This window comes from Candidatus Profftella armatura, from assembly GCF_000441555.1.
Lineage (GTDB): Bacteria > Pseudomonadota > Gammaproteobacteria > Burkholderiales > Burkholderiaceae > Profftella > Profftella armatura.
Genome location: NC_021885.1, coordinates 171,564 through 194,959 on the forward strand (window position 1 = coordinate 171,564; position 23,396 = coordinate 194,959).

Here is a 23,396-nt window from a genome sequence, read left to right on the forward strand (position 1 = left end):
TTTTAAAAATACTTATTCCCATGGAAAATAACCAGTATTCATATAATAAGAAATTTTTTCTAAATTTTTAGAATCAGAAAATAATTTATGGTTAGTAGAAATTGCATTATTTTTTGAATTTAATAAAATATTATTTAATTCATTTATATATTTTTTATAATTTTTAATGCTATTTTTTGATAAATATTTAAGACGCAAGAGATGTTTATGTAATAGTAAATCATTATTATTTGAAATGGCATCAACTAAATTCCATTCTAATGCTTGTTTTGCTGTAATTGGTTTAGTCATTAAAGTCATATAATTTGATCTTTGAAAACCTATACGTCTAATTAAAAATGGTAAAACACAAGCTGGAAATAAATTAAATAATAATTCAGATAAACTAAATTGAGCATCGTGATTAGCTAAAACTATATCACAAGCTGCAATAAAACCAATCCCCCCAGCATTTACTCTACCGCTACATATATTAGATAAACTAATAAATGGCCCACATGATAACAGATACCATAATTCATATAATTTTTTTGATTCTATTGGATGGTTTTTTTTTATTATTTCGTCAAAATCAGCTCCTAAACAAAATATTTTTGGTAATCCTTCTAAAACAACAATATGAAAAGGATTAGATGAATCATTTTTTTTTAAAATATGAAGACATTCATTAATCATAGAATTATTAATCATATTATTATTTTTTTTATTACAAAATCGTATAAAACAAATGGATTGTTTTATATTCACTTCAATAGTTTCATAATTCATATTATTTGTAATTTTTATGTAAAAATTTGAATTATCTAATAAAAATTTTAACAAAATATAGTATATTTTAGATAAAATTTTATAGAAAATTAATTATAAATTTTAACTGCTGTTATTAAATAGTTATAACTTATTCCAGCAAAAATATCAACATTTGGTTTTTTATTTTGGATAATAAATTGAATTTTTTTATTTTCATAAAAAATTTTAATATCTCTCATATCTATAAAATTATTGATTTCACTTGAAATCGCTTTAATAATTGATTCTTTAACACTAAATAATATTGTTGATGAATCAATATTCAAACCAAATTTATCCATTATGTCTATTTCATTTTTATTAATCACAAACATTGATTCTAAATATTTTAATTTATTACTATATTTTGGGAAATAAATAATATCAATACCAATATTTGTTAAAAAAGGTATTTTTTTCATTATTACTACGGTACATAATTTATTATCATGACTAATACTGCCATTTATTTTATCTGGCCATATTGGATTTTTTAAATATCCAGTTAATATTTCTGTTTCTGGGAATCCAAAATATTTCAATCCTTTTCTAGATAACCATCGTCCTGTTGAAAATTCTTTTTTTCTCTTGGAGACTGCATTAATTACTAATTTTTTTTCTTCTGGTAATATTGGATAATTATCAATTTTTGCTGTTTCTATAAATGTTTTTTTTGGAAACCATTTATATAAAATATTATTTATATTAGCAATAATTTTATCTTCTTTAATATTCAATGTATATTTGATATTTAATTAATAATTTTCATGATTTTTATCTTTATAATTTCCTTAAAAAGATAAAGAAAAATAATTCTATTTAAAATTTTACACAAATATAAATTTTATGTAAATTGATACATATATAGTAAATTATATCTTCAACTATATAATATAAAAAATTTATATTTCTTAAAATAAAATAATTTTTTAAAAATATTTTTTTTATATAATATTAATATTGAATAATATTTTTTATTTTTTATAAATATTTTTAAAACAAAATAGGTAAATAAACAATGAAAACATATCTTTTTCCTGGGCAAGGTTCTCAATATGTTGGTATGGGACAACTTTTATTTGATAAATTTCCTGATATTATAGAAAAATCAAATAATATACTTGGATACTCTATTGAAGAGTTATGTTTAAAAAATTCAAAAAATCAATTAAATAAAACAGAATATACTCAACCTGCACTTTATATAGTTAATGCGTTATCTTATAGAGATCATATTAAAAATACTGGTGAATATGCAGATTTTTTAGTTGGACATAGTTTAGGAGAATATAATGCATTAGAAAGCGCTGGTGTATTTTCTTTCGAAGATGGGTTACGTCTAGTTCAAAAAAGAAGTAAATTAATGAGTCAAGTTTTAGATGGCGCTATGGCAGCTGTAATTGGAATTAATTATAAAAAAATTTTAAATATTTTAAAAGAAAATAATTTAAATACAATTGATATTGCTAATTATAATACATTAAATCAAATTATTATCGCTGGCCCTAAAAATGATATTAATAATGCACAAATTTTTTTTGAAAAAAATAATGCAATATATATACCATTAAATGTTAGTGGACCATTTCACTCAAGATATATGAAACCTATATATAAAAAATTTAATAATTTTTTATTGGATTTTGTTTTTCATTCTCCAAATATCCCAGTTATTTCTAATTTTGAGGCATTACCTTATTCTATAGAAAAAATTACAAACAATCTATCAAATCATTTAATAAATCCAGTAAAATGGTTTGATAGTATATATTATTTACTAAATAAAAGTAAAAATGAAATGGAATTTATGGAAATTGGTCCTGGAACAGTATTAACTAAATTTATAAAAAGTATTAAAAATGAATACAAAAAAGATTGTGTCATTAAAGATGATATTTTAGAACAATCACAAGAAAAAAAAATTGAAAAATGGAATAACAAATATCCAATTGGAACAAAAGTTAAAGTAAAAGGTTATAAGGATATATTAATTACTAAAACTAAATCCATGCTTCTTTTTGAGAATAAAGCGGTTATTTATATTGAGGGCTATAATGGTTATTTTCTTTTAGATGATGTTCAACCAATACAATAAAATTTTTATAGCTTTTAATAAAAAAATTTTTTATTAATTTATTAAACATAAAATAAAAAAATTTTAAAATTTAAATTTTTAAAAATTTAATTTGAATTAAGAATAATAAATTAATTTATTTATTAAATGGATTAATTGTAATTCTAAAAAAAATTAAAATTATTATAAGATATATTCTTATTAAAAATTAAAAAAATTAAATTGCTATAGGCGCATAAATAGATTTTTGCGGATTATAAGAATTAATTTGAAAATCTTCAAAATTATAATCCAACGATGATTTTGGTTTACATAAAATAGTTAAATTTGGTAATGATCCTGGATTTCGTAGTAACTGTTTACGAGCCTGATCTAAATGATTTAAATATAAATGACAATCACCTCCAGTCCATATAAAATCACCAACCTTTAATCCTGTTTCGTGTGCTATTATATGAATTAATAACGAATATGAAGCAATATTAAATGGTAATCCTAAAAAAATATCCGCACTACGTTGATATAATTGACAAGATAATTTATTATTTGCTACGTAAAATTGAAATAATATATGACAAGGAGGTAATTTCATTTTATGAATATCGGAAACATTCCAGGCTGAAACAATAATTCTACGAGAATTAGGATCAGTTTTAATTTGTTTTATAACCCCTGACAATTGATCAATATATTTTCCTTGTAAAGTTGGCCAAGATCTCCATTGATAACCATAAATAGGCCCTAAATCACCATTTTCATCAGCCCATTGGTCCCATATTTTTATATTATTTTTTTTTAAAAAATTAATATTAGTTGATCCAGATAAAAACCAAATCAATTCGTATATAATAGATTTAACATGAAGTTTTTTTGTAGTTAACAATGGAAAACCTTTTTGTAAATTAAATCGCATTTGATAACCAAAAATTGATAATGTTCCCACTCCTGTTCTATCTATTTTTTTAATTCCAGAATTATACACATGACGCATAAAATTTAGATATTGATGCATTTTAAAAAATATTAATAAAAATAAAAATTTAATTTTACTTATATAGTATCACTATATAATATAACATTATTGAAGAATTCATTAACTAAATATTAAAAAGAAAATTCAATATGTCTCCATCTTCGACAAGATATTTTTTTCCTTCTGATCGAATTTTTCCAGCATTTTTGCAACCTTGTTCTCCTTTATAAAGTAAAAAATCTTTATAAGAAATAGTTAATGCTCTAATAAAACCACGTTTTATATCAGTATGAATAATTCCTGCGGCTTGTTCTGCTGTTGTACCATTTGGTATAGTCCATGCTCTAATTTCTTTTTTTCCAACTGTAAAATAAGTCCGCAAATCAAGTAAAGAAAAACTAGCTCGAATTAGATCATTTAATTTTGTTTCTTTTAAACCTAAATTATCTAAAAAAAACTTTTTATCTATATTATTTAAATCAGAAATTTCTTCTTCTAACTTAGCGCAAATAATAATTATTGGTATATTTTGATTATGAGCATATATTTTTAATTGATCTAATAATAAATTATTTTTAAAACCATTTTCTTTTACATTTGCAACAAATATAATTGGTTTAATAGTAAGTAGATTTAAGAATTTGATTGACATTAATTCTTCATTATTAAGTGACATCAATCGAATTGGTATCGATTTATTTAAATTAAAAATAATTCGTTTTAATAATTTAAGTAATTCAATTGAATGTTCATTTTTTAAAAAAAACTTTTTATTTTCTTTATCAATATATTTCTCAAGTATAGCTAAATCCGATAAAATTAATTCTGTTTGAATTACTTCAGCGTCATGAATTGGATTAATTTCTCCCGATATATGAGTGATTTTATCGTCTTTAAAACACCGAATTACATGTATAACAATATTTGTTTCTCGAATATGCGCTAAAAATTTATTTCCTAAGCCTTCCCCTTTTGATGCGCCAGAAACTAAACCCGCAATATCAACCAATTTAATTATTGCTGGAAAAATTTTCTTTGTTTTAACAATATTATTTAAATGTTTTAATCTCTTATCTGGGACTTCTATAATACCAATATTAGGCTCAATGGTACAAAATGGATAATTTTCAGCAGAAATCTTTAATTTTGTTAATGCATTAAAAAGAGTTGATTTTCCAACATTTGGTAACCCAATTAAACCACATTTTAGATTCATTATTTTAAAATCACTTATAAAAATTTAACTTTATTTTTTTATTATATACAATTATTTTATATTATTTTTAAATTCACTAAAAATATTATTGATATATTTTAATAAAATTTATAATATTTTTGTTATCTTATTTAATTTTATTTATTAAAAAAATTATGCATATAAAATCAGAATTTATAAAAAATCATATTTCTTCCTGTATAAATTGTTTATATATTAATGTTCAAGGTAAAAATAAACACTTTAAACTTACAATAGTATCTCCTATATTTTTAAATAAAAATTATGTTGAACGTCATAAAATAATTTACTCATTATTAAATGAATACATTATAGAAAATAAAATACATGCATTATCTATTAAAACATTTACTCCAGAAGAGTTTAAAAATTAATATTCAAATTAATTATTTTATAAAAAATAATATTTTAAATATATAAATTATATTTATATTATATGATAGCTAAAATTATTGATGGAAAAAAAATAGCTAAAAATTATTTTTTAAATATTACGAAACGTGTACGTAAATTAATTTCAATTGGTAAAAGACCTGGATTAGCTATGATTTTAGTTGGAAAAAATTTAGCTAGTAAAATTTATATAAAAAATAAAATAAATGCTTGTAAAAAAACAGGTATCTATTCTATTTGTGAGAAATATGATTCTAATATTAGTGAATCAGAATTAATACATAATATTCATATTTTAAATAAAAATCCATTAATTCATGGAATACTAGTACAATTACCATTACCAAAGCATATTAATGCAATTAAAATAATTGAGTCAATTTCCAGTAATAAAGATGTTGATGGTTATTCAATAATTAATTCTGGAAAATTAATGTCAGATTTACCTGGATTTCGTCCGTGTACATCTTATGGTTGTATAAAAATGATTAAAAGCACAGGTATTAATATAAATGGTAAGCATGCAGTAATTATTGGGCGGAGTAATATTGTAGGAAAACCAATGGCATTGCTATTATTAAAATATAATGCAACTGTTACAGTTTGCCATAGCAAAACTAAAAATATTAAAAATTATACAAAACAAGCGGATATTATAATAACAGCTGTTGGAAAACCAAATATTATTACAGGGAATATGATTAAAATAGGGTCAATAATAATTGATGTAGGTATAAATAGAGATATTAATAATAAAATACGTGGAGATGTTGATTTTTCTAGTGTTTTACCAATCGCAGGATTTATTTCTCCTGTACCTGGTGGAGTTGGTCCTATGACAATTGCTATGCTTCTTATTAATACAGTTGAATCCGCAGAAAAATCTTAAATATTAAATTTAATTAAATTTAAATAATCTAATATGACTAATATTTATTTTCATAGCAATATCAGTAATAAACTAATTTATACATGTAAATTAGTACGAAAATTAATAAAAAAAAATAACATTATTTTATTAAATAAAAATTCTAAACAACAAAAAGAATTTGATATAGCATTATGGAGTTTTTCAATAACAGATTTTTTGCCTCATGTAAGTATTAAAAATATATATGCAAATATAACTCCAATTATTTTAATTACGGAAACGGATATAAAAAATAATAATATACTTACATGCTATGATACACTTATTAATGTATCTAATGTAATACCAAAAAATTTTACCAATTTCAAAAATATATTTGAAATTATATCTACTAATGAAATTGATAAAATTTTTGGTCGTAATCGTTATCGTTTTTACAAAAATAGTGGATATTTTCTAAATCACTTTAAAAATAATATAAATTAAATTATTTATTTAAATTTTTACAAAAAACAAATGCTAATAGCAATAAACAAAAAAAAGATAGAGGATATTCTGTTTTGTATTTTAATATTTTTTGATTTTTGAAAAAATGGTCTCAAATAACTAGAAGTAATAGCAAACAGTAACATAACACTTGAATCTATAATTGTCATCGTTAATGACATAATAATTATTTGTGGGACTATAGGATAAATTGGAGTAAGACAGGCTGGTAAGGTTGAAATAAGACAAGTAATGGCTTTTATATTAGTAATTGTTGTAAAAAAACCGCGTATAAAACTTTTTTTTTTACTAATAGTTTCGCAAATATAAGTTGAATCTTTTTTATTAATAGATGCACACCACATTTGGAATGATGTATACATTAACCATATTATTCCAAATATCTTAATGAAAATTAAGATAGAACTTGATGATAATAATAATTCAGCCCCCTCAGATATAGCTAATATAATTAATACTAAAGCTATTTCTTGTCCAATTATTAATGATAATGTCTTCCTCCATCCATATCTTAAAGCATGATTTATTGTTAAAATATTTCCTGGACCAGGAGAAATCGAAGTAATAATAGAAAATAAAAGAAAAGAAATCCATGTTTTGAATATCATATTTAACTATTAATTTATAGAATGATTGATATATTTTATTTAAATAACTATTTTAATCTAACTAAATTAAATAATTTGAACATATTATAAACCATTTTAATAAATGATAAAAAATTTTTTAAATATTTTTATTTTTTAATAAATTATCAACAATATTTTTATCAACTCGTGTCATTAAATGTCTATATTTATTAATTTTATGATTTTGTGTTAAAGGTGTAAAAATATTAATCCACTGTAATGGTGAAATATTTAAAAATGTTTCTACTGACTTAGCTAAATTTGGTAAGATCGGTTTTAAATAAATTGTTAAAATACGGAATGCTTCTAATAAACGACTAGAAATTTTATGCAACTTTTCATGATATATATTATTTTTAGCTAATTTCCATGGTTTATTTTGATCAAAAAAAATATTAATAAAATTAGTTTGTTCTATAACTATATATAATACTTTATTAAAATTTCGATTTTCATAATATTTTTGAATACTTGAACTAACAACACGTAATTTCGATAAGAAAGTATCATTATCTTTAACCCATTTCATGTTAAGGTACCCCTTAAAATATTTTTCTATAAAACTAGATGATCTGCTGGCAATATTAATATATTTTCCAATTAAATCTGAATTAACGCATGAAATAAAACTTTGAGAATTAAAATCAATATCCTCAATTTTATTATTTAATTTACTAGCAATATAATAACGTAACCACTCTGGATTCATTCCAATTTTTAAATAATACAACGGAGAAATTCCAATTTTATTTGATTTAGACATTTTTTTACCATTAATAGTCATAAATCCATGTACAAAAATATTATTTGGTAATTTACGACCAGAAAATTTTAAGATTGCTGGCCAAAATAAAATGTGAAAATAAAAAATATCTTTTCCAATAAAATGATATTGTTCTGTATTTGGAGAAGAAATAAATTCATCAAAATTTCGTAATTCATTGTATTTTTTTTTAGGACCACCTTTTTCAAAAAAATTTTTTAAAGACGCTAAATAACCTATAGGTGCATCTAACCAAACATAAAAATATTTTTCTAATGTATTAGGTATTTTTATACCAAAATAGGGTGCGTCTCTGCTTATATCCCAATCATTAAATTTATTATCTTTTTCTAACCATTCTTTAATTTTATTGACTATTTCTGGTTGTAATCTTTTATCATGTATTGCCCATTTACGTAAAAAATCTATACAACGTTTATCGGATAATTTAAAAAAAAAATGTTTTGATGATTTTATAATAGGTTTTGTTCCAGATAATATTGAATATGGATTAATAAGTTTGGTAGGTGTATAAATTGAGCTACAACATTCACAAAAGTCTCCGTATTGATCTTTTGCATTACATATAGGGCATTCACCTTTAATATATCTATCTGGTAAAAAAATATTTTTTATTGGATCAAAAAACTGATTAATTTTTTTGTTTATAATTAATTTAGCTTTATTATATAAAGTATCATAAATTTTTTGAACTAAATCAATATTTTCAATGCTATCTGTAGAATACCAATTATCAAATTTAATATAAAATCCATCTAAATATTTTTTTCTATTAGATGAAATATTATTAATAAATTCTTTAGGTGTCATACCAGCTTTTTCAGCGGCAATCATAATTGCCGCGCCATGCGCATCATCAGCGCAAATAAAATATACTTGTCTTGATTTACCGTTATCTTGTTGCATACACTGAAAACGTACCCATATATCAGCCTGAATATATTCCATTATATGTCCAATATGTAATTCACCATTAGCGTAAGGCAAAGCCGTAGTAACAAAAATTCTACGAACATCTTTAAATTCACTATCGTGTTTTTTCATAAATTATAAATTATAATATTTTTATAAAATTTAAATAATAAATTATATGATAAATTATCTTTAATTGTTTAATTTTTAACAATTAGATTTATTGGTAATTTAAATTATTAAATAACTGATTCATTAAGTAATAAAAAATATATAAAAATTTACTAAAATATTGTATAAATATTAAAGCATTTATTTTTATAATTTTGTTATAAATTTTTATATATTTTTTATAAAATTACATAATATATAAAATTATATAATAATGAGATAAATAATGAACTAAAAATATAAGTTGAAATATAAATAAAAATAAAATTTTATTTTTATAAAATTTTTGCAAAATCATTCATTAATATTTATTTATTATATTGAACATATTTTTATTAAAAAATTTAATACTTATTAAAATTATTTTTTAAAAAAAATATTTTTATTAATTTTTAAAAATTACTTTCATATGACTATTGTTCGTACTCGTTTTGCCCCTAGTCCAACTGGAAATCTGCATATTGGGGGAATAAGAACTGCTTTATTTTCTTGGGCATACGCTCGACATTTTAATGGAATTTTTATATTAAGAATTGAAGATACAGATATCAATCGCTCTACATTAAGTGCAACACAAACAATAATTGATGGTATGAAATGGTTAGGGTTAAATTATGATGAAGGACCATTTTATCAAACTAAACGCATAAATCGCTATTTTGAAATTATCAATTATTTATTATCCAATGATTATGCATATTATTGTTATTCTTCTGTAGAAGAGATAGAATCATTTCGTAAAAAACAAAGATCTTTTGGAGAAAAACCTCGTTATAATAGAATTTGGAGACCGGAACCAGGTAAAATTTTACCATCTATTCCTATTAATCGTAAACCTGTAATACGATTTAAAAATCCTCTATACGGTAATATTACTTGGAATGATCTCATTAAAGGTAAAATTACTATTTCTAATAAAGAATTAGATGATTTAGTAATTGTTAGAGCAGATGGTATACCAACTTATAATTTTTGTGCTGCAATTGATGATTGGGATATGAAAATCACTCATGTAATTAGAGGAGATGATCATATTAATAATACACCACGTCAAATTAATATATTAAAAGCATTAGGAGTTACATTACCATTTTATGGTCATTTACCAATGGTTATTGACTCAAATAAAGTGAAAATTTCAAAAAGAAAAGAAGCTACTGATATAATGTATTATAAAAAAAAGGGGTTTTTGCCTGAAGCGATTTTAAATTATTTAGCTAGATTGGGATGGAGTCATGGAAATGAAGAAATATTTTCAATAAAACAATTTTGCTATTGGTTTAATGATTGTAAATATTTATCAAAATCTCCAGCACAATTTAATTTAAAAAAATTGGAATGGTTAAATAATTTTTATATTAAGTCTTATGATGATAAAAAACTTCTTAATCTTATTCAACCAATTATAAAAAAAAAAAATATAGAATATAATACCTTAAATGTATTAAAAATAATATCTTTATTTAAAAATCGAGTAAACACATTAACAGAATTATCGGATATAATAATAATATTTTATTCTGCTCCTAAATTACATATTGAATTATTAAAAAAATATATAACAGATATCATAAAATTAGCATTAATGGAATGTGTATTACAATTTTCTAATATTATATGGGAAAAACAGATACTAAATATAACTTTAAAAAAGATATTAGAAAAATTTAAATTAAATATGCCGCAACTGGCAATGCCATTAAGAATTATTCTATTAAATAAATTACAAACACCTTCTATTGATTTAATTTTATCTTTATTTAATCGTAATATAGTATTAGATCGGATTAAAAATGCTATTAAAAATTTAAACAATACTAATAAAAACTTACATATTTAATAAATAAATGTTAAAATATTTTTATATGATTTTTAAAAAAATAATTCTATCAAATTTTATTTTTTATAAATTATCATGTAAAATATTTTTATAAAATAATGTCCCCATCGTCTAGAGGACCAGGACATCACTCTTTCACGGTGAGTACAGGGGTTCAAATCCCCTTGGGGACAATTTAAAATATAAAAATACAAAACTATAAAATATTTTTATTAAAATTAAATATTTATTTAAAAAATTTATTTTTAAAATCTTTGGAATTTAGGAATGTCATTTTTGACTAAAATTTTTGGTAGTCGTAATCAAAGACTTCTTAAAAAATATCAAAAAATAGTGCAAAAAATTAATGAATTAGAATCAGTAATGCAGAAGCTTTCTGATGAGGAATTACAAAATCAAACATCAAAACTAAAACAATCTATACATTCTGGAGAAACATTAGACTCTATTCTTCCGAAAGCATTTTCAGTATGTAGAGAAGCTAGTAAACGTATTTTAAAGATGCGTCATTTTGATGTACAACTAATTGGTGGAATTGCATTACATTATGGAAATATATCTGAAATGCAAACGGGTGAAGGTAAAACATTAGTAGCAACTTTAGCTGCTTATTTGAATTCCTTGTCTGGTCAAGGTGTACACATAGTTACAATTAGCGATTATCTAGCTAAAAGAGATGCGGAATGGATGAGTGTTTTATATAATTGGTTAGGATTAAGTATTGGTGTTAATTCATCAGAAATATCACATAGCTTAAAAAAAAAATCTTATGAAGCAGATATTACATATGGAACAAACAATGAATTTGGATTTGACTATTTACGCGATAATATGGTATTTAATTCAAATGATCGCGTACAAAGAAAATTAAATTTCGTTATTTTAGATGAAATAGATTCAATTTTAATTGATGAGGCTAGGACTCCTTTAATTATTTCTGGAGAAATTAAAAACAATGCCCAATATTTTTACAAAATAATAAATCCTATTCCAAAATTATTAGTACCAGAAATTGATACAAAAAATATCAAAAAAAATATCAAATATACTAAGAAAAATACTGGTGATTATATTATAGATTATGAAACAAATCAAGTTTTTTTAACTGAAAATGGTTATGAAAAATATGAAAATATTTTAATTAAAATGGGTTTGTTAAATAAAAATAAATCATTATATGATTCTAAAAATTCTTTTCTTATTTATCATATATATGCAGCATTGCGTGCGCATGTTTTATATCATAAAAATAAGCACTATATAATAAAAAATAATAAAATTATAATTGTTGATGAATTTACTGGCAGATTAATGAAGACACGCCGTTGGGCAGAAGGTTTACATCAAGCTCTTGAGGCTAAAGAAAATCTTGAAATTCAAAACGAAACTCAAACACTAGCTTCAATTACATTTCAAAATTATTTTCGTATGTATAAAAAAATATCTGGCATGACAGGAACTGCTGAAACAGAGGCATATGAATTTCAAGAAATTTATAAATTAGAGACAATTACTGTTCCACCCAATAAAATTAATAAAAGAAAGGATTTACAAGATAAAATATATAAAACTATGGAAGAAAAATATCAAGCTATATTGATGGATATAAAAAATTGCTATATCAAAGAACAACCAGTATTAGTAGGAACAACATCAATAGAAAATTCTGAATTACTTTCAAATATATTAAAAAAAAATAATTTACCTCATAGCGTTTTAAACGCAAAACAACATAAACTTGAAGCGCAGATCATTGCACAAGCAGGTCATCCTAAAATGATTACTATTGCCACTAATATGGCAGGAAGAGGAACTGATATCATATTAGGTGGAAATATAGATAGTTATATTAAAGATATTAAAAAAAATATTTCTTCTGAGGTTAAAAAAAAAAATAAAATTAAAAAATTAAAAAATGAATGGATGTTATTACATGATAAGGTAATTTCTTCTGGAGGACTTCATATTATTGGTACAGAACGTCATGAATCACGAAGAATAGATAATCAACTACGAGGACGATCCGGAAGACAAGGAGACCCTGGATCATCTAGATTTTATCTTTCTTTGGATGATTCTTTATTGAAATTTTTTTCTAGTGATCAAATAAAAATTGTTATGGAAAAATTAAAGATTCCAAAAGGAAAATCTATTGAATCTAATTTAGCATCATATTCAATTGAATCTGCGCAACGAAAAATAGAATTACGAAATTTTGATATTCGAAAACAATTATTAGAATATGACGATATTTATAACAATCAACGTAAAATTATTTGTCAAGAAAGAAATAAATTGCTTGAATCAAAAAATATATCAGAAATAATAAAAATATTACGTTATGATGTCCTAATAAGATTATTTTCTAAGTATATTTCATTGAAAAAATCAGATAAAGAATGGGATATTATTGGTTTAGAATTAATACTTAAAAAGGAATTTAAATTAGATATCTCATTTAAAATTTTTTTTAAAAAAAAATATACAATAAAAGATTTTTTTATAAAAATTTTATATACTTTTGATAAAAAATATGAAAATAAAATTAAAATTTTAAATAATAAAAAATTTTTAAATTTTGAGCGTAATATTATTTTGCAATCTATTGATAAGTATTGGATAGAACATTTATTATCTTTAGATCAATTACGTCAAGGAATTAATTTAAGAAGTTATGCTCAAAAGGATCCGAAAAGAGAATATAAAAGAGAAGCTTTTAAGTTATTTCATAAAATGCTTAATTTAATTAAGTATGAAGCAATTAAAAAAATAATGACTATTTTATAATAAGAATAAATTATAGTTATTTTTAATACTTAATCATAAAAATAATTTTGTAATTTAAATTAAACTTAAACATGTTCAAAAAAAAAGTTGTTGTGGGTATGTCTGGTGGAGTTGATTCTTCTGTTTCTTCTTGGTTATTAAAAGAACAAGGATACAAAGTTATTGGTTTATTTATGAAGAATTGGGAAGATAATGATTCAATAAATTGTACTTCACGTCAAGATTGGATTGATGCAGTTAGTGCCGCAGATATAATTGGAATAGATATTGAAATAGTTAATTTTTCATCAGAATATAAAAAACGTGTTTTTTCTAATTTTTTATATGAATATAAATCCGGTAGAACCCCAAATCCAGATATATTTTGTAACTCAGAAATAAAATTTAAAGTTTTCTTAGATTATGCAATACGTTATTTAGATGCTGATTTAATTGCAACTGGGCACTACGCTCAAATAAAAAAAAATAATAATGGTCAATTTCAATTATTAAAAGCATTTGATCTTAGCAAAGATCAAAGTTATTTTTTGTATCGTTTAAATCAAAATCAATTAGCACATACTTTATTTCCATTAGGAAAAATTAAAAAAAGTCATGTAAGAAAAATAGCTATAAATTTAAAATTATCTAATGCAATGAAAAAAGATTCTTTTGGAATTTGTTTTATTGGTGAAAAATTTTTTAGAAATTGGTTAAGTAGATATATAAATTATCAACCAGGCCCAATTAAAACAATAGATGGAAAAATTATTGGAAAACACATTGGATTATGTTTTTATACTATAGGACAAAGAAAAGGGATTGGATTAGGAGGCATTAAATCTTATCAAAATAATTTTGGAATAAGTAAACCTTGGTATGTTGTACATAAAGATATTATTAATAATACTTTGTATGTACTACAAGATCGTAATCATCCTTATTTATTTAGCTCTATTTTATTAGCGGAAAAAATTACTTGGATATCTAAAGAGCCTCAAAATAATTTTCCATTAAATGCTAAAATTCGATATAACCATAAAGATACTAATTGTTTGTTATATAAAAATTTTAAAAAAAATAGTTTTATTTTAAAATTTAATATACCTCAATGGGCAATTACTCCTGGTCAATCTGTTGTGTTATATGATAACAATATTTGTATTGGAGGAGGAATTATTAAAAAATCTTGTTAAAAAAATTGTGATATGCATAAAAATTTTTATTATTTTTTAATAATTGTTTTTCGGTAAAATAAGTGATATAAATAAGTTATTATTCTTTATATTATATATAAAGTATGTGTATATAATAAAGAGATATATTAAATAATAATTTAAATTTATATACTTAAAATAATAATATTATTATAAATAACAGTATATATTGTTCAATATTAAAAGAAATACATGATATTAACTTTTGCTAAATTAGAAATTATATACTGTAACAGACATGCATATTAAAAAAATAAAAAGTAAATAATTTATTATAAATTTTAATAAGTTTATATTTGAATATATAATTTTATTTTTATAAAAGTTATTATAAATTAATATTGATTAAATTATTTAAATACCTATTTTAGGTACTTAAATTAAAAATAATAGTTATATATTGAAAAATATAATTTCTATAAGATTTTTAAGAAAAAATATATTTCTCAAATAAATTAAGTAGATTTTTATTTTTTTAAAAAAAAATTTTATTTACTATTATTTTATTTTTATAATTAACAAATATTATTAAAAAGTATTTAGTTATGGATTAACTGGATCTATATCCTCCAATTAAATCCATAATTTGCTAAAATTTTAATATAAAATATATTTTATTTACTGTTTTAATAAAATTATTATAAAAATATTTTTCACAAATCCCAATAATTAATACAATATTTTTAATATTATAAATTTTAAAGACAATTATTAAGTATATTTCGTAACCTATATGTAATTAAATTAATAGAAGTTATTATTGTCAGTAATACAATACCAGGATAAAAACTCATCCAATAATAACCGGATAAAAAATATTGAAAACTATTAGCTGTTAATAAACCTAATGATGGTTTAGTAATTTCAACTCCTAAACCAAGAAATGATAAAATAGCTTCCAAAGAAATAGCTGAAAAAAATTGTAAAGTAGCAATAATTATCAATGGAGAAATACAATTAGGTAAAATATGAAAACATATTATTCGTAATACTGATAAATTAAGAGATTTTGCTTTTTCTATGTATTCTTTCTTTTTTTTAGTTAAAATAGTATTAATACTACGTGCATAATAAGTCCATTGAGTTATTACTAAAGCAATAATTAATTTATCTATACCTCCACCAAATAAAGAAAGTAAAATTAATGCAATTAAAATAGCTGGAAATGCTAATTGTATATTCGTTATACGCATAAGAATTATCTTAACCCAACCTTCTAAATAACCAGATATTAATCCTAAAATTAATCCAATAGTTAATGCAATACAAGTACTACTTAAGCTAATCATTAAAGAAATACGAATACCAAATAAAATTAAAGATAAAATATCTCGACCTTGATAATCTGTGCCTAATAAATAAATTATATTACCATTAAATGAAATTTTTCCAGGTCTTGAGAACGAATCTATAATTTCTAAATTTTTAATATCATATGGGTTTTGTGGTGAAAAAATTGGTGCTAATAACGCCATAAATATAATAAAAGTTAAAATAATACAACTAACTATGGCTATTTTACTCTTAAAAAAAATATTAATAAAATATTGTAACGACACATTTAAATCAGAAACATTATCAACAGCAGAAGTAATTTTATTAGTCATGACTTTTTAGTAAGCGGACAAAGGATCAATAATACAATAAATTTAATATAAATTATACAATCTAATAAATTTATTATAACAAATATTAATGAAATAAACATTAAAAATGAAATAATTATTAGAATTAATTAATATTTCATATCAATAAAATTGAAATTATTATATATAATAATAAAAAATATAAAAATATAATATTTTATTAAAAATATATTAATTAAACATTACAATTTTGTATTTAATTATTTAATTTGATAATCAAATTTTTTATATTTTTATTAATAATAATAAATATACTATAAAAAATAGTAATGATTTAATAAGGCGCTGCTTATTAAGCGCCTTATATTAATAGTATATTATAGATAACGTAATTATTTTATTAATAACATTTCATTAAGTCTTTTTACAAAATTCATTGGATCATTTAAAACACCATTTTCAGCTAATAAAGCTTGATCAAATAAAATATGAGACCAATTATGAATATTATCATTATTTAATTGAATACGTTGTATTAAAGCATGGTTAGGATTAATTTCTAAAATTGGTTTTGAATTAGGAGTTTCTTGACCAGCGGCTTTTAACATACGAATCATATTTCCAGAAGGTTCATTTTCATCTACAACTAAACATGCTGGAGAGTCAGTTAAACGATATGTAACGCGTACATCTTTAGCTTTTTCAGATAATATTTTTTTCATTTCTTCAATAAGATTTTGAAACTTAGTTTCGGTTTCTTTTTGTTGTTTTTTATCTGATTCATTTTCTAAATTTCCAAGATCAAGATTGCCTTTTGCAATTGATACTAATTCTTTATTTTCAAATTTTGGTATAAATGATAACATCCATTCATCAACACGATCTGTTAGTAATAATACTTCAATAGATTTTTTTTGAAATATTTCTAAATGTGGACTATTTTTTACAGATTTATAATTTTCTCCTGTAATATAATATATTTTATTTTGTCCTTCTTTCATTCGTTTTATATAATCCATCAAAGAAACATTTTGAATATCACTATCATTATTTGTTGATGCAAATCTCAAAAGTTTAGATATTCGTTCTTTATTATTATTATCTTCTCCAATACCTTCTTTAATTACTTGCCCAAATTCTTTCCAAAAATTGGCATATTTTATTATTTTTTCTTTATCATTACTAGTTGATAAATCTTCTAAAATATTTAATATACGTTTAGTAGAACCTTCTCGAATAACTTTAACATCACGTGATTCTTGCAAAATTTCTCGTGATACATTTAATGGTAAATTATTAGAATCTATTACACCTTTTACAAAACGCAAATAAGTTGGTAATAATTGCTCGGCATCGTCCATAATAAATACACGTTTAACATATAATTTAATACCATTACGTTTATTTCTATCCCATAAATCATACGGAGCTCGACTTGGAATATATAATAATTGTATATATTCATTACGACCTTCAACATGATTATGGGTATAAATTAAAGGTTTCTCAAAATCATGTGATATATGTTTATAAAATTCTATGTATTGTTCATCTGTAATTTCAGATTTTCCTCTAGCCCATAAAGCACTAGCTTGATTAATCACCTCAAATTCATTATTACTAATAACAGTTTCTTTTTTTTCTTCATCCCAAGTTTCTTTATACATTTTTATTGGAAATGAAATATGATCTGAATATTTTCTAATAATTGATTTTAATTTCCATGAAGATAAATATTCTTCTTCTTTTGATCGTAAATAAAGAGTAATATCAGTTCCTCTGTTTGTTTTGTTTATAGTTTCTATGGTAAAATTTCCAGAGCCCTCAGATTCCCAAAGTACCCCTTCTGTAATAGGACTATTAACATGACGGCTTTTTACTATAATTTTTTTAGCAACAATAAAAGCTGAATAAAATCCTACTCCGAATTGACCAATTAAAGAAGCATCTTTTTTTTGATCGCCAGATAATTTTGAAAAAAACTCTTGTGTACCTGATTTTGCAATAGTTCCCAGATTAGTAATTATATCATTACGATTCATTCCAATTCCGTTATCGGAAATATTAATGGTTCTATTATCTTTATCAAAAGTAATAATAATTTCTAAATCAGAATTATCAGTTGATATAAACTTATTATTAATTAACTCAAAACGAAGTTTATCTAGCGCATCTGACGCATTAGAAATTAATTCTCGTAAAAAAATTTCTTTATTAGAGTATAGGGAATGAATCATTAATTGAAGTAATTGTTTTACTTCCGCTTGAAATCCCAAGGTTTGTTTTTTTTTTATAATTGACTCTGGTTCAGAATTTTTCATTTTTTATTCCCGAAAAAATAAAATTTATTGTTTATTAAATTTTTAAAACTATTTTTAAAATATATATTATTTTTTAAAAAAAATAAATTTAATTCTATTTATAAAAAAAAAATTATTTAAAGATATTAAATCTTATCAAAATTTTTATCATACTTTTCAAAAATATTTATTAATGATAAAATTAATAAAACTTTTTTAAGCCTGCGTAGCTCAGTGGATAGAGCAATCCTCTCCTAAGGGATGCGTCATACGTTCGATTCGTATCGTGGGCATTAAATTTAAATTAAAATATATTTTTGTTTAAAATAAAAAAATAATTACTAAAATTTATGTAAGGATAAATTTTTAAGAAATAAAATTTAATTCTTTAATAACTTTATATAATTTTCTTTTTTGACGAGCCGCTTTATTTCTATGAATTATTTTTTTGTTAGCAACAATATCAATTTTTGATATTGCTTTTTTATAAGAAATTAATATAATTTCTTTATTTCCGCTTTCAATAGATTTTCGTACATTTTTTATGGCAGTTCGATAAGAAGAGCGTTGACTAGAATTATGAATATTTTTTTTTATTGATTGACGTACACGTTTTTTTGCTTGTGAGGTATTTGCCATAATTATCCTAATAAAATATTAAAAAATAAAAAATTACAAAATTATATATCAAATAATTATAAAATTATTAATATGCAATTTTTTGTTTTTAAAAAGAATAATCATTAAATATGTTAATATAATTTAAAAATTATTTTATTTATAATAAAATATATTTTAATTAATTTAAATTAGAAATTATAATTATATTTAATAGGTTAGAAATTATAATTATATTTAATAGGATTTATATGAGTTTACATAAAACCTTTATTACCATATCTAGTATAACATTATTTTCTCGTATTACGGGATTATTTCGTGAAATATTATTTGCTCGCGTATTTGGTGCATCAATATATACTGATGCTTTTAATATAGCTTTTCGTATTCCAAATTTATTACGTAGATTATTTGCTGAAGGTGCATTTTCACAAGCATTTGTACCAATTTTAACTGAATATAAAAATAAAAGAGGTAATATCGCTACTAAAAAACTAATTGATCATGTTGCTACTGTACTAATTTGGTTTATGTTTTTTATTTGTGTATTTGGTATTATTATGGCTCCAATTATTGTTTATTTAGTTGCAACAGGTTTTATTGATAACTATAAAATATTTAACATTACCGTTTCATTAACAAGAATAATGTTTCCATATGTTGGTTTTATGGCATTTATAACATTAGCAAGTAGTATTCTTAACATTTGGTCTCAATTTAAAATACCAGCTTTTACACCTATATTATTAAATATTTCATGTATTTCCATTTTATTATTAATATCTTTTTTTATAAAACAATCAATTTATTTTATGGCATTTGCCGTTGTATTAGGTGGCGCATTACAAATTATCATACAAATTCCTTCATTAATTAAAATTGGAATGTTCCCTCATATTAAATTAAACCCAAGTCATGGATTTAAAAATATTGCTGTACGTCGTATATTAAAGAAAATGGGTCCATCAGTATTTTCTGTATTTGCCGCACAAATTAGTTTAATGCTTAATACTAATATTGCTTCTCAAATGAGGGAGGGAAGTCTTTCTTGCTTATCATATGCAGATCGTTTAATGGAATTTCCAACTACTTTGCTTGGTGTAACGTTTAATACTATTTTGTTACCTAATCTTTCAAAGGCTAGAATTGAAAATAATACAGAAGAATATTCTGCAATTTTAGATTGGAGTTTACGATTAACTTTTTTATTAGCTGCGCCATGCGCTATTATTTTGATAACATTATCATTGGCTTTAACAGCCACTATATTCCATTACGGAAAATTTAATGCTGAATCAGTAATTATGACTAGTAATGCATTAATAGCATATGGTATTGGTTTAATTGGCTTAGTAATGGTTAAAATATTAACTCCATGTTTTTATGCTATACAAGAAATTAAAATTCCTATTATAACTATGATTAGTATATTAATTATTATTCAATTAATAAATTATTTACTAGTTCCAATTTTTGCTCATTCAGGATTAGCTTTATCAATAGGATTAGGAGCATGTTTACATGCCAGCTTTCTTTATTGGTATTTACGTCATAAACGCATATATATTCCATGTGCTGGATGGGGTGTTTTTTTTATAAGATTGGTAATAGCTTTATTATTATTAGTAATAGTTGCATTATGGGGAAATTCTTATTTTAATTGGCTAGGAATGCAAGCTCATCCTATATTTAGAATTGTAGCTTTATTATTGATTCTTTTGTTTTGTGGAATAACTTATTTTCTTGCTTTAAGAATTATGGGATTTCGTTTTAAAGAGTTTAAATATTCTAAAAATTTAATTTAAATTAAATTTTTTAAAAAATTTTATTAAATCAATAATAATCATACTTTTAAAGCTTATAAATTTAAATGATACAAAAAATAAAAAACCAACAACACAAAACAGTTTTTTTAAATGAAGCGATAAATTGGTTAAATATTGAAAATGAACGTATCAATGGAATTTACATAGATGCAACATTTGGACAAGGGGGGCATTCTTGTAAAATTCTTGAGCGATTAGGAAAAAAAGGACGTTTAATTGCTATTGATAAAGATACAGAATCAGTTTCTTTAGGAAATAAAATTACTGATTCTCGTTTTTCAATTATACATAATTGTTTTACTGAATTAGATATAATTTTAAAAAAATATAATATTAAAAAAATAGATGGAATATTATTTGATTTAGGTATTTCATCTAATCAAATTAATAATGAATTACGCGGATTTAGTTTCTTATTAGATGGACCATTAGATATGAGAATGGATATTACGAGGGGTATATCGGCCTCAAAATGGTTAGCTAACGCAACAGAATTTAATATTAAAAAAGTAATACAAGATTATGGAGAAGAACGATTTGCTAAAAAAATTGCAAAAGAAATTGTTCATTATCGATCTATTACTCCTATTACAAGAACAAAACAATTAGTTGAAATTATATTAAAATCTATTAGAGGAAATAAAAGATACAAAAATCCAGCGACCAGAACATTTCAGGCTATACGAATTTATATTAATCAAGAACTGAAAAATCTTTCAATAGCATTAAAAATAGGGTTTAAAAAATTAAATATAAAAGGAAGAATTGTAGTAATTAGTTTTCATTCTTTAGAGGATAGAATTGTTAAAAATTTTATAAATTTTAATACTAAAATTCCTCATATAGATCGTCGTTTACCTATCTATAATTATTTATTTGAACCAAAAATGAAATTTTTGGCGCGCTGCAAACCAAGTAATATTGATATTAAAAAAAATTTTAGTTCTCGATCTGCGATTATGAGAGTTTTTGAAAAAATATCCTAATAAAATAATTAAAATTGATTATGTTTTTAACAATTAATACTTTAAATTTAATAATAGAATTATTATATTAAATTGATTATGTATAAATTATTTAAGCAATTAAAAATATGTTCTAAATCATTATTTTTAAGACGTGAAATTGCATTAAGAATGCACGAAAAATTAAATTTAATCAAATTAAACCCAAAAAATATTTTGGATGCTGGTTGTGGAGAGGGATTTGATATTTTTTTACTAAAAAAACGTTTTGTAGATTCTAATATCATAGGATTAGATCAATGTATACAAATGTTAAAATTATCTAAAAAAAATATTATTAATAACTTAATGTTTAAAAAATTACTATATCATTCATTTTTTAATATTTATTTAGTTTCCGGAAATTTTTTAAAATTACCATTTTATTCTAACATTTTTAATGTTATTTGGTGCAATTTATCTATATTCTGGAATCTTCAATTAAAAAAAATTTTTTATGAATGGTTTCGGGTAACAAAAAATAATGGTTTAATTATATTTTCTTGTTTTGGTTTAAATACATTAAAAGAGTTAAATTCTATTCTTTTAAAAGAAAAATTAAAATATAATATATCACCATTATTACCATTAGTAGATATATATAATTTAGGAAATATTCTTATAGACATAGGTTTTATAGACCTTGTTATTGATATAGAAAAAATTGTAGTTACTTATACTTCTCCTCAAAAAATGTTAATAGATATTCAATCATTAGGGGGGGATTTGTTTAAAATATATAATAAAAACTTTTTTTCAAAAAATTTTTATCATAAAATTATTAAAAAATTATTAATAAAATATTTAAATTTAAATAAAAAAATTTCATTAACATACGAAGTAATATTTATTCATGCTTTTAAACCAAAAAAAATAAAAAAAATATTTTTATAAAA

Annotated in this window: 18 protein-coding genes, 2 tRNA genes and 1 pseudogene; 12 read left to right on the forward strand and 9 right to left on the reverse strand. The window is 22.1% G+C overall.

The genetic code is table 11. From position 1 onward, the window contains the following. Positions 1-12: 12 nt before the first annotated feature. Positions 13-768, reverse strand: coding sequence for an enoyl-CoA hydratase/isomerase (locus SSDC_RS00740; protein WP_020915411.1), 756 nt, complete (start codon positions 766-768; stop codon positions 13-15). An 89-nt stretch (positions 769-857) separates the two neighbouring features. Further along, positions 858-1,526 carry a 4'-phosphopantetheinyl transferase family protein gene (locus tag SSDC_RS00745; RefSeq protein WP_020915412.1) on the reverse strand — a complete coding sequence of 223 codons (669 nt, stop codon included), beginning with the start codon at positions 1,524-1,526 and terminating at the stop codon, positions 858-860. Between the two features lie 281 nt (positions 1,527-1,807). Between SSDC_RS00745 and fabD the strand changes: the two genes are divergently transcribed. Then, positions 1,808-2,884 (forward strand): ACP S-malonyltransferase, encoded by a 1,077-nt coding sequence (gene fabD / locus SSDC_RS00750; RefSeq protein WP_020915413.1) that lies wholly within the window; start codon positions 1,808-1,810, stop codon positions 2,882-2,884. Positions 2,885-3,080: 196 nt separating this feature from the next. Here the strand turns inward: fabD and thyA are convergent, their stop codons facing one another. Beyond that, positions 3,081-3,875 (reverse strand): thymidylate synthase, encoded by a 795-nt coding sequence (gene thyA, locus SSDC_RS00755; RefSeq protein WP_020915414.1) that lies wholly within the window; start codon positions 3,873-3,875, stop codon positions 3,081-3,083. Between the two features lie 85 nt (positions 3,876-3,960). Continuing rightward, positions 3,961-5,052, reverse strand: coding sequence for a redox-regulated ATPase YchF (ychF, locus tag SSDC_RS00760; RefSeq protein ID WP_020915415.1), 1,092 nt, complete (start codon positions 5,050-5,052; stop codon positions 3,961-3,963). Between the two features lie 155 nt (positions 5,053-5,207). Between ychF and SSDC_RS00765 the strand changes: the two genes are divergently transcribed. From SSDC_RS00765 to SSDC_RS00775, 3 genes are all read left to right on the forward strand, one after another. Beyond that, on the forward strand, positions 5,208-5,447 hold the full coding sequence (locus SSDC_RS00765; protein WP_041193086.1) for a BolA family protein: 240 nt from the start codon (positions 5,208-5,210) through the stop codon (positions 5,445-5,447). Positions 5,448-5,509: 62 nt separating this feature from the next. Continuing rightward, the gene (locus tag SSDC_RS00770) at positions 5,510-6,355 is read left to right on the forward strand and encodes a bifunctional 5,10-methylenetetrahydrofolate dehydrogenase/5,10-methenyltetrahydrofolate cyclohydrolase (RefSeq protein WP_020915417.1); all 846 of its coding nucleotides are present in this window, start codon (positions 5,510-5,512) and stop codon (positions 6,353-6,355) included. A 33-nt stretch (positions 6,356-6,388) separates the two neighbouring features. Further along, a complete protein-coding gene (locus SSDC_RS00775; RefSeq protein ID WP_020915418.1) occupies positions 6,389-6,823 on the forward strand; it encodes a DNA polymerase III subunit chi in 435 nt (144 codons plus the stop codon). 17 nt (positions 6,824-6,840) lie between these two features. Here the strand turns inward: SSDC_RS00775 and SSDC_RS00780 are convergent, their stop codons facing one another. Together SSDC_RS00780 and metG are read right to left on the reverse strand one after the other, a co-directional pair. Further along, complete coding sequence (locus SSDC_RS00780) at positions 6,841-7,452, reverse strand: LysE family translocator (RefSeq protein ID WP_020915419.1); 612 nt, start codon at positions 7,450-7,452, stop codon at positions 6,841-6,843. A 139-nt stretch (positions 7,453-7,591) separates the two neighbouring features. Continuing rightward, positions 7,592-9,301: pseudogene (metG, locus tag SSDC_RS00785) on the reverse strand (methionine--tRNA ligase); the annotation flags it as partial. Between the two features lie 448 nt (positions 9,302-9,749). Here metG and gltX point away from each other — a divergent pair. The 4 genes from gltX (at position 9,750) to mnmA (ending at position 15,142) form a co-directional block, all read left to right on the forward strand. Further along, positions 9,750-11,180: a glutamate--tRNA ligase gene (gene gltX / locus SSDC_RS00790; RefSeq protein WP_020915421.1), complete on the forward strand. Its 1,431-nt coding sequence runs from the start codon at positions 9,750-9,752 to the stop codon at positions 11,178-11,180. A 100-nt stretch (positions 11,181-11,280) separates the two neighbouring features. Further along, positions 11,281-11,353 (forward strand) — tRNA-Glu (locus SSDC_RS00795). Between the two features lie 94 nt (positions 11,354-11,447). After that, the gene (gene secA, locus SSDC_RS00800) at positions 11,448-13,967 is read left to right on the forward strand and encodes a preprotein translocase subunit SecA (RefSeq protein WP_020915422.1); all 2,520 of its coding nucleotides are present in this window, start codon (positions 11,448-11,450) and stop codon (positions 13,965-13,967) included. A gap of 71 nt (positions 13,968-14,038) precedes the next feature. After that, positions 14,039-15,142 (forward strand): tRNA 2-thiouridine(34) synthase MnmA, encoded by a 1,104-nt coding sequence (mnmA, locus tag SSDC_RS00805; protein WP_020915423.1) that lies wholly within the window; start codon positions 14,039-14,041, stop codon positions 15,140-15,142. Between the two features lie 719 nt (positions 15,143-15,861). Here the strand turns inward: mnmA and SSDC_RS00810 are convergent. Together SSDC_RS00810 and htpG are read right to left on the reverse strand one after the other, a co-directional pair. After that, on the reverse strand, positions 15,862-16,770 hold the full coding sequence (locus SSDC_RS00810; protein WP_020915424.1) for an ABC transporter permease: 909 nt from the start codon (positions 16,768-16,770) through the stop codon (positions 15,862-15,864). Positions 16,771-17,141: 371 nt separating this feature from the next. Next, positions 17,142-19,070, reverse strand: a complete 1,929-nt coding sequence (gene htpG / locus SSDC_RS00815; protein WP_020915425.1) for a molecular chaperone HtpG — start codon at positions 19,068-19,070, stop codon at positions 17,142-17,144. Positions 19,071-19,269: 199 nt separating this feature from the next. Between htpG and SSDC_RS00820 the strand changes: the two genes are divergently transcribed. Next, positions 19,270-19,342, forward strand: a tRNA-Arg gene (locus tag SSDC_RS00820). Positions 19,343-19,415: 73 nt separating this feature from the next. Here SSDC_RS00820 and rpsT read toward each other — a convergent pair. After that, positions 19,416-19,688: a 30S ribosomal protein S20 gene (gene rpsT / locus SSDC_RS00825; RefSeq protein ID WP_020915426.1), complete on the reverse strand. Its 273-nt coding sequence runs from the start codon at positions 19,686-19,688 to the stop codon at positions 19,416-19,418. A gap of 230 nt (positions 19,689-19,918) precedes the next feature. Between rpsT and murJ the strand changes: the two genes are divergently transcribed. From murJ to SSDC_RS00840, 3 genes are all read left to right on the forward strand, one after another. Then, positions 19,919-21,475, forward strand: a complete 1,557-nt coding sequence (gene murJ, locus SSDC_RS00830; protein WP_020915427.1) for a murein biosynthesis integral membrane protein MurJ — start codon at positions 19,919-19,921, stop codon at positions 21,473-21,475. A gap of 65 nt (positions 21,476-21,540) precedes the next feature. Further along, on the forward strand, positions 21,541-22,482 hold the full coding sequence (gene rsmH / locus SSDC_RS00835; RefSeq protein WP_020915428.1) for a 16S rRNA (cytosine(1402)-N(4))-methyltransferase RsmH: 942 nt from the start codon (positions 21,541-21,543) through the stop codon (positions 22,480-22,482). A 78-nt stretch (positions 22,483-22,560) separates the two neighbouring features. Continuing rightward, positions 22,561-23,394 (forward strand): methyltransferase domain-containing protein, encoded by an 834-nt coding sequence (locus SSDC_RS00840; RefSeq protein ID WP_020915429.1) that lies wholly within the window; start codon positions 22,561-22,563, stop codon positions 23,392-23,394. Positions 23,395-23,396 lie beyond the last annotated feature (2 nt).

Coding starts and splice junctions, on each gene's coding strand:
- SSDC_RS00740 (WP_020915411.1), bottom strand. CDS start 768: ATGAATTATGAAACTATTGAAGTGAATATAAAACAATCCATTTGTTTT.
- fabD (WP_020915413.1), top strand. CDS start 1,808: ATGAAAACATATCTTTTTCCTGGGCAAGGTTCTCAATATGTTGGTATG.
- thyA (WP_020915414.1), bottom strand. CDS start 3,875: ATGCATCAATATCTAAATTTTATGCGTCATGTGTATAATTCTGGAATT.
- ychF (WP_020915415.1), bottom strand. CDS start 5,052: ATGAATCTAAAATGTGGTTTAATTGGGTTACCAAATGTTGGAAAATCA.
- SSDC_RS00765 (WP_041193086.1), top strand. CDS start 5,208: ATGCATATAAAATCAGAATTTATAAAAAATCATATTTCTTCCTGTATA.
- SSDC_RS00770 (WP_020915417.1), top strand. CDS start 5,510: ATGATAGCTAAAATTATTGATGGAAAAAAAATAGCTAAAAATTATTTT.
- SSDC_RS00775 (WP_020915418.1), top strand. CDS start 6,389: ATGACTAATATTTATTTTCATAGCAATATCAGTAATAAACTAATTTAT.
- SSDC_RS00780 (WP_020915419.1), bottom strand. CDS start 7,452: ATGATATTCAAAACATGGATTTCTTTTCTTTTATTTTCTATTATTACT.
- gltX (WP_020915421.1), top strand. CDS start 9,750: ATGACTATTGTTCGTACTCGTTTTGCCCCTAGTCCAACTGGAAATCTG.
- secA (WP_020915422.1), top strand. CDS start 11,448: ATGTCATTTTTGACTAAAATTTTTGGTAGTCGTAATCAAAGACTTCTT.
- mnmA (WP_020915423.1), top strand. CDS start 14,039: ATGTTCAAAAAAAAAGTTGTTGTGGGTATGTCTGGTGGAGTTGATTCT.
- SSDC_RS00810 (WP_020915424.1), bottom strand. CDS start 16,770: ATGACTAATAAAATTACTTCTGCTGTTGATAATGTTTCTGATTTAAAT.
- htpG (WP_020915425.1), bottom strand. CDS start 19,070: ATGAAAAATTCTGAACCAGAGTCAATTATAAAAAAAAAACAAACCTTG.
- rpsT (WP_020915426.1), bottom strand. CDS start 19,688: ATGGCAAATACCTCACAAGCAAAAAAACGTGTACGTCAATCAATAAAA.
- murJ (WP_020915427.1), top strand. CDS start 19,919: ATGAGTTTACATAAAACCTTTATTACCATATCTAGTATAACATTATTT.
- rsmH (WP_020915428.1), top strand. CDS start 21,541: ATGATACAAAAAATAAAAAACCAACAACACAAAACAGTTTTTTTAAAT.
- SSDC_RS00840 (WP_020915429.1), top strand. CDS start 22,561: ATGTATAAATTATTTAAGCAATTAAAAATATGTTCTAAATCATTATTT.